At 58.7% G+C, this 6171-nt stretch carries 7 protein-coding genes and 2 pseudogenes; 5 read left to right on the top strand and 4 right to left on the bottom strand.

Features of this window, described 5'->3' with window-relative positions:
• Positions 1–36 precede the first annotated feature (36 nt).
• Together AWB68_RS41915 and AWB68_RS41910 are read left to right on the top strand one after the other, a co-directional pair.
• Positions 37–403, top strand: a pseudogene (locus AWB68_RS41915) (thiolase family protein); the annotation flags it as partial.
• Positions 404–480: 77 nt separating this feature from the next.
• Positions 481–903 (top strand): HAD family hydrolase, encoded by a 423-nt coding sequence (locus AWB68_RS41910; RefSeq protein ID WP_087650028.1) that lies wholly within the window; start codon positions 481–483, stop codon positions 901–903.
• Positions 904–1535: 632 nt separating this feature from the next.
• Here AWB68_RS41910 and AWB68_RS41905 read toward each other — a convergent pair.
• A pseudogene (locus AWB68_RS41905) lies at positions 1536–1993 on the bottom strand (IS66 family transposase); the annotation flags it as partial.
• 256 nt (positions 1994–2249) lie between these two features.
• Here AWB68_RS41905 and AWB68_RS50985 point away from each other — a divergent pair.
• Together AWB68_RS50985 and AWB68_RS41895 are read left to right on the top strand one after the other, a co-directional pair.
• The gene (locus AWB68_RS50985; protein ID WP_268810980.1) at positions 2250–2489 is read left to right on the top strand and encodes a DUF2817 domain-containing protein; all 240 of its coding nucleotides are present in this window, start codon (positions 2250–2252) and stop codon (positions 2487–2489) included.
• Positions 2490–3424: 935 nt separating this feature from the next.
• Complete coding sequence (locus AWB68_RS41895) at positions 3425–3694, top strand: hypothetical protein (protein WP_087650027.1); 270 nt, start codon at positions 3425–3427, stop codon at positions 3692–3694.
• A gap of 872 nt (positions 3695–4566) precedes the next feature.
• Here AWB68_RS41895 and AWB68_RS41890 read toward each other — a convergent pair.
• From AWB68_RS41890 to AWB68_RS41885, 3 genes are read right to left on the bottom strand one after another with little or no spacing between them, the layout of a single operon-like run.
• Complete coding sequence (locus AWB68_RS41890) at positions 4567–4920, bottom strand: hypothetical protein (RefSeq protein WP_125483244.1); 354 nt, start codon at positions 4918–4920, stop codon at positions 4567–4569.
• A gap of 21 nt (positions 4921–4941) precedes the next feature.
• A complete protein-coding gene (locus tag AWB68_RS47660) occupies positions 4942–5145 on the bottom strand; it encodes a hypothetical protein (protein WP_125483243.1) in 204 nt (67 codons plus the stop codon).
• Positions 5142–5435 (bottom strand): hypothetical protein, encoded by a 294-nt coding sequence (locus tag AWB68_RS41885; RefSeq protein ID WP_087650026.1) that lies wholly within the window; start codon positions 5433–5435, stop codon positions 5142–5144. The genes AWB68_RS47660 and AWB68_RS41885 overlap by 4 nt, the downstream gene beginning before the upstream one ends.
• A 381-nt stretch (positions 5436–5816) precedes the next feature.
• On the opposite strand from AWB68_RS41885, the gene AWB68_RS41880 reads away from it, so the two are divergent.
• The gene (locus AWB68_RS41880) at positions 5817–6026 is read left to right on the top strand and encodes a hypothetical protein (protein WP_087650025.1); all 210 of its coding nucleotides are present in this window, start codon (positions 5817–5819) and stop codon (positions 6024–6026) included.
• Positions 6027–6171: the final 145 nt, after the last annotated feature.

The raw sequence follows: 6171 nt of genomic DNA, 5'->3' as shown, positions 1-6171 counted from the left end.
ATGCCTGCATGCACCATCTATATCAAGGAGCGTGACGTGCAAAGAGAAGTCGTTATTGTGAGGGGTGCGCGCACCGCCATTGGGAAGTTCGGCGGAAGCCTGAAAGACGTGCCTCCGACGGAGCTTGCTGCCCTTGTGGTGCGAAGACATGTACAAGGCACGTGTGGCCGCCATTAACGGCGGTGTCTCTGAAGCATCGCCGGCACTGACCGTGAACCGTCTATGCGGCTCAGGACTGCAGGCCATTACCGCCGCCGCGCAAGCCATTCTGCTGGATGACGCCGACATTGCCATAGGCGGCGGTGCAGAAAGCATGAGCCGTGTGCCCTACATAACTCCCGACACACGCTTTTGCGTGCGGATGGGCAATGCGCATCTGATCGACATGATGCTAGGCGCACTTATCTTTGATCCACTGAGTCGTCAAGTTCCTAATCGTTCTTCGCGGCTCCAATCCAATACCGCATATTGGAGATTCTGATGACTATCGATGCAATCGTGGCAAACATGGACCCTGTTTGGAACGCAAACCAAGTTTCAGGCAAGTCCCAGACTCGGTCATACACGCCGGCGCTTGAGCGCTTCTTGCAGGACGTCAGGGCCAAAGGCTTTCCGTTGCTCCTCATGAGCGACATGAAGTCCGCGGACCTTAATCGCGCGATTCACGAGCAACTGGGCGAAGAGGGAATTAACTACTTCTCTTCGATCTTGCCGTCAGAAGCAGCGCCGGATCTTCGATATGCCATGGCACTGCACACGCTCGGTACGCAGGCGGACCGAATCGTCGCTGTGGGCGTATCTCAACATCACCAAGATGAAGCTCGAGATTCGGGAATTACGCGGTGGGTGCATCTGGCGGACGTGCTGAGCTCGGACGACTCGGTCTTGAGCGACAAGGCCTAAACGGCTGAAACTAACGGTTATGGCACGTGGCAATGCGAAGGCGAAGGCGAAGCTCGGAACCTGGTAGCGCAGCGTCTGCTCGACCTGTCGCGCCTGTCGACAGTGAGCCGCGATTTTGCTCGCGGGAGGCGCAACGATCCGGCAATCGCCGCCCAAGCGAGTCACGATCGAATGATCCTTTCATTCAGTCGCTTGGTCTCATTTCATTGTGGGTTATTCACAAGTCTTTCAACAGGAACGGTGGATAACTACGCCGTCGGCGCGGTGTCGTCGATGAACATTGATACCGGTAAGGCAGCAAAGCGCGAATTGTGCTCCCGTCAGCGTCAATACCAACCATCGTCTTGGTCCACGGGAATTCCCGCTTGGCCGTACCGCCGACGTCCAGGTCGATTCCGTGAAACAGCTTTGAAGTGAGCGCCTACAGGATATGCGTCGCGTGAGGGCCGTTGAGAATTCCCTGGACAAGTGTTCAAGAGCCCGGCAGGCTCAGCGTGCGTAAGCGGCTCGGCTGGGCCGGTCACCGGTCGCGCGCGCGTGAGGCATGATGGTGATGGCGTGGTGGAATCCGTGTAGATCACGTGAGGTCGTCCCACGATCATGGACACGACCTATCCAGATCTATCTGGCAATCAGGGGGTCGTCATGGTCGGCTTCAGTTTGTCGGCCACGTTCCAGGGCACCAGTTCGTCGATGTGAGTGATCTTGTGATCAGCGATGTAGGTCAGAACGTACTCCAGGTAGGCACGCGGGTTGATCCCGTTGAGCTTGCACGACCCGATCAGGCTGTACATCGCCGCAGCACGTTCGCCACCGCTCTCGGAGCCGACGAACAGATAGTTTTTCTCCTGAAGGCCACGCAACGCAGCGCATTTTCTGCGAGTGCGTTGCTTATCTCGGCGCGACCGTCTTCGCAGTAAAACGTGAGCGCTGCCCAGTGGTTCAGCGAGTAGTTGATCGCTGCCGTCAGAGCGGCCTTCTTCGATAGCGTCGCGAGCTTCGCCTTGATCGTCGATTCGAACGTCGCGAGCAACGGTTTGCTCTTCTCCTGTCGCACGCGCAATCGCTCGTCGGGTGGCTTGCCGCGAATGCCGCGAACAGGACCTTGCGCGCGATCGTCGAACGATTTTTGAGGCCGGCGCAGGTCGCGATCGCATTCGATCTGCATAAGGGCGCCGGTGCGTTCGGCCATCCGATGCTGATGGCGATCGCGCAGTCACGCTATCCCGCGCTCGTCGATGCGCAAAAACTCTACGGGTCGTGGATCCATACGTTGCTGACGGGCGCCGACGGCGACGAGTCAGACCGGCGTCGTCGCTCGCGCGACGGGCTACACGTCCCAGGCGGTGCTCGACGCCTTGCCCGATACGCACCTGATGCAGTTCGTCGTCGAATCCGGTACCTATGCGGAGGAGCGCTTGCTCGAAGCATTACGCGACGATCACTGGCTGCATCTGCACGGCGATCTGCAAGACGCATGCGGCAAGCAGATCAGCCGCGCGCTGTTCGATGCTTTCCTGCCTGCCGACGACGACAGGCGCCATATCGCCTGGCGTCGTACGCGGCAGTCTGGGAGCGCGCATTGAAGGCAAATCCCGGACTGGAGTGCGCGCCACGCCAGCGCTGAGGAGCGCCAGCTACGCCGGACAAGCCGACGAGGTCGCGCTGGGATCCGACGACGAGTGAGCTTAGCCCGCCCGAAAACGGACGTTACGATTTGGCCGCTACATGTAATGTCATGTCTAAGCCAGATACAGATGTCGAGGTGGGGACTAAAATAGAAATGACGTATGTGTTGATCGATGTTGTCCTCACGCAGTGTTGAAGAATGGCCGTCGAAAGGGCAGGGCGCAGGTGCTTTCCTGAGTTGACCGCGAGCCGGGTTTTGCCGTGGGTTCAGGTGCCGCGGCACGGTGCTGCGCCAGTTGCATGATCGCTTGATCCATATCGTGTCGCGTGAATTCGCGTTGATTCTTGCTACCCGGCAACCGCTGTGGTTTGCGTACCTCGACGCTGCGATGGGTGCGCGAGGGCGAGCCCGACGCGCACCATCGCGCTGCGCCTGCATCATTTGCGCGAGTCCAACGCGTGGCTCACGCGCTTGTGCTCGACGATCGCGCTCTGATTCGGTTTCAATCTCCGTAAGTTGACAAAGCCGTTCTTGCGGCAGCAGTTTCCCCGATGTAATGTTTCTTACCGCATCGTCGACGAACGAGTATGTCAGAGGTTCTGCACTGAACTGCTGGTGATTCGACATCGCGACTGGCAATATGTACGTCCATGAGAGATCGAAAGTTGTTTGAAATTATCGATCGCTTGGAAGCCGAGCAGTTGGTCGAGCGCCTTGACGGCAGGTGACTTAAAATTATCGTTCCTGCGCCGGGACCCGAGGCGCTGCATGGCAGGTGGACCCCGCGCCGATTGCCCGGGCGGCGAATGTGCGGTGAAAGCATCGGTCTGGACGAGCAATCCGGCGCGAGACGCTGACCGCCGTTTCAACCAAGCACAGAGGAGCGTGAAAATGGTCGAATCAAGAAGCGGGATTTGGAGGCGGACGGGCGCAATGCTGGCGGCGGCCGGACTCCTAGCGCTATCGGGCGCAGCTTTCGCCACCAACCAGTCGCAACAGCGCCAGGAAGGCAGGAACGCAAACCAGAATGCCAAACAGGAGGCGCATTCGAATAAGGTCGACTGCCGGGCCGCAAACCAGCAGAGCAACTCCCAGTGCCGACAGGACAAGCGCGACACGAAGCAAGGTGGCCGCCAGGAAAAGCGGGACGTCAAGTACTGACGGAAAGCGCCGGTCGACTGCCGTGCCCGCCAGTAGCGGAGCACGCCTCGACCGCCCGCCGACCGTGGTGCTGAGCGTGCGCGTCCCGACCGGTGCCGCGCCGCGATCCGCTGTCTCTTTTCAGGCGGACCCCTTAGCGAAATCGACGACGCGAGTCGACCGACCAAGCGTAGGAATGGCTACGCTTGCCGGATCAACGATCCGGTATACAGCACGAATTCCTGACCCGACGCGTGGCCCGCGCCCGCGGATAGGCCGCAGTTGCAACGGCGAGACTCCGCTAACCGTTGCTCCCAAACATAGTGGCAAGATTTCGCCCAATCCGATCCGATGTTAGAGCCCGAATGGCGTCGAGATAACCGCAGTCCTCGGATTAAAAGCCGTGCCGAACAGTCCACGGGTCTCCGGGTACCCATTGAGCCTCGAGCCCGTACATCGGCAGGCTCGCCCCAGCCGGCTCGGTCGGAGCCACCTTACACCGCCAGCGCTTCGCAGTCACCCATACCGCTCGTCGGCCTGAGGCGGAGCTTCGTTAGATATTTCCGTCGCCATTGACGACTTCGGCATCGGATACTCCAGCTAGTCATGTCTCGAAGCGACGATGAATCTGTTCCCGACGATGATTCGCATAGGCGGCGTTCTCACCGCGCTTGCAAGGCGGCTGTTACTACTCGCGGTACGGCTACGATTCCTGCTAGCCCGCGAATCGGTTCTGGTCCGGTTACGATCAACGTCTATGTGATCCAAGTGTTGCCGTCGGATGACGATTCCCCCAACACTGTAACCAGGATCCGTTCGCGTGGCTTCACTGCTTGATGCAAGGTTGCGCAGCCTGCTCTGCTCGTTGGTCGGTGCCGGCTTGGCGGCGCTGCTCAGGAGCATTTGCCGTGAAGCAAGGTGGCTATCTTGAGCTCCGAGACGCGATGGGGCGAGAACTGCCGATTGAAAATCGCGACCCTGAGCTGCGCCATGCAATATGCCCCTTCGTCGGTCCAGCGCATCTGTTGCTTCTTGGCCATGCGGTGGCTGGCGACCTGGTTCACCGCGGACTCGGCTATGCTGCGGCCGATATGCAGTCCCTTGCGACGCCGAGCGCCGTAGTTGACCAACGTGTGCGCATTTCTCCTCAGGTCCTCGAAGGTAGCGTTCAGCTTCCACCATAGTGTGTGGAATTCGTATCCCTCCCTTGTCAGCAACTGAGCGTCCAATGCCTTGATCCGTTCCACCGCCTTGTTGCCTTTGCCATGCTAGACCAACCACTTGGTGTGGATGATTTCAGTCTCCACCGACTCGCGCTCCATCAAGTCGATCATCTTGCTGCCGAACACGGAACGCTGCACCGCCCGGAATTTCATGGCGATGTGAAACCAGTCGAGAATCCGATCGCGAGCGAGCTGGCTGCCCTCGACAGTCTTTGCAAATTCACCTGCGTCGTTGCTGATTAGGGTCACACGCTTATCGCTTGCCACACCGTTTTGGCTGAGAAACTGATCGAGTCGAGCTGCGGCCGACTTGACCTCTCTATGCACATAGGCATACAACTTTGGGGACCGTCGATAAACGTCGCTCGCCCGGCCACGATGTTCACGTGGCCGCCAGGGCTTCTCAACTGGTCGCAATTTCGCACAATGGGCGAGCGCTCGAGCATATAGGGCACGAGGCGCAGTATGATGTCTTCCTGCATGGACTCGATGGCGAGGCGCGGCATCGTCTCGATCGCCTCGTCATAATAGGTTCTCATCGTTCTTCCTTCTTGGCACCACAGCAGCACCCAACCGTCGGCGCGTTGACGCATGCAGAGGCACCACCGTATTTTTACGAATTTCCGCCGAATCGTCACAATGCCTTGATTCAGATCAACATCCTACCGTCTCAAATCGAGTGCTTCACCGAGGCGCAATCCCGATACACTCAGCAAACCTAATAAACAATAATATGTCAACGGATGGAGGCCCATTCCACCAGAGAGAGTCAATGCGGCTTGAAGTAGGGCCTCAATTTCTGCACTGCTGTAAAGCCAATCAAGTTTGCCTTGAGAGGAGTCAGGATAATGCCGCGGGACGCCCCGCGCACTTCGCCACGTCAAACAATGTCGGCGTGCCGTCACGTCAGGAGAACGATGATGCCGAGACTGGCTGACGCGCAAGACGACGCGGCACTCGCCACCTCAATCAATAAACGCGCGTCAATCAACAACACGCTTGCCAGCGTCAATCAACATTGGCATCATCAACCTCGCCGCGACATTCTCATCTTGTTTGTCGCGCGTCTCTCATCCAGATCGTCGCGCCATAGGCGCGCCACGGCATTCATTGGCCCAGCCATCGCCTGAGGGATGGGCTTGACGCCCAACGGTGATTCGAACCATGCTGTGGAACTCATCCCCAACGAAAGCGGCTTTTCCGGGTCGCTGGAGCATTCCGATCAACCTCTCCCAATGGCTTCCATATCTAGCGGCTCCGAACCCTCGACGACCG

The organism is Caballeronia choica, from assembly GCF_001544535.1.
Classification (GTDB): Bacteria; Pseudomonadota; Gammaproteobacteria; order Burkholderiales; family Burkholderiaceae; genus Caballeronia; species Caballeronia choica.
The sequence above is the reverse complement of the archived record's forward strand: the minus strand, read 5'-3'. Positions and strand labels throughout refer to the sequence as shown.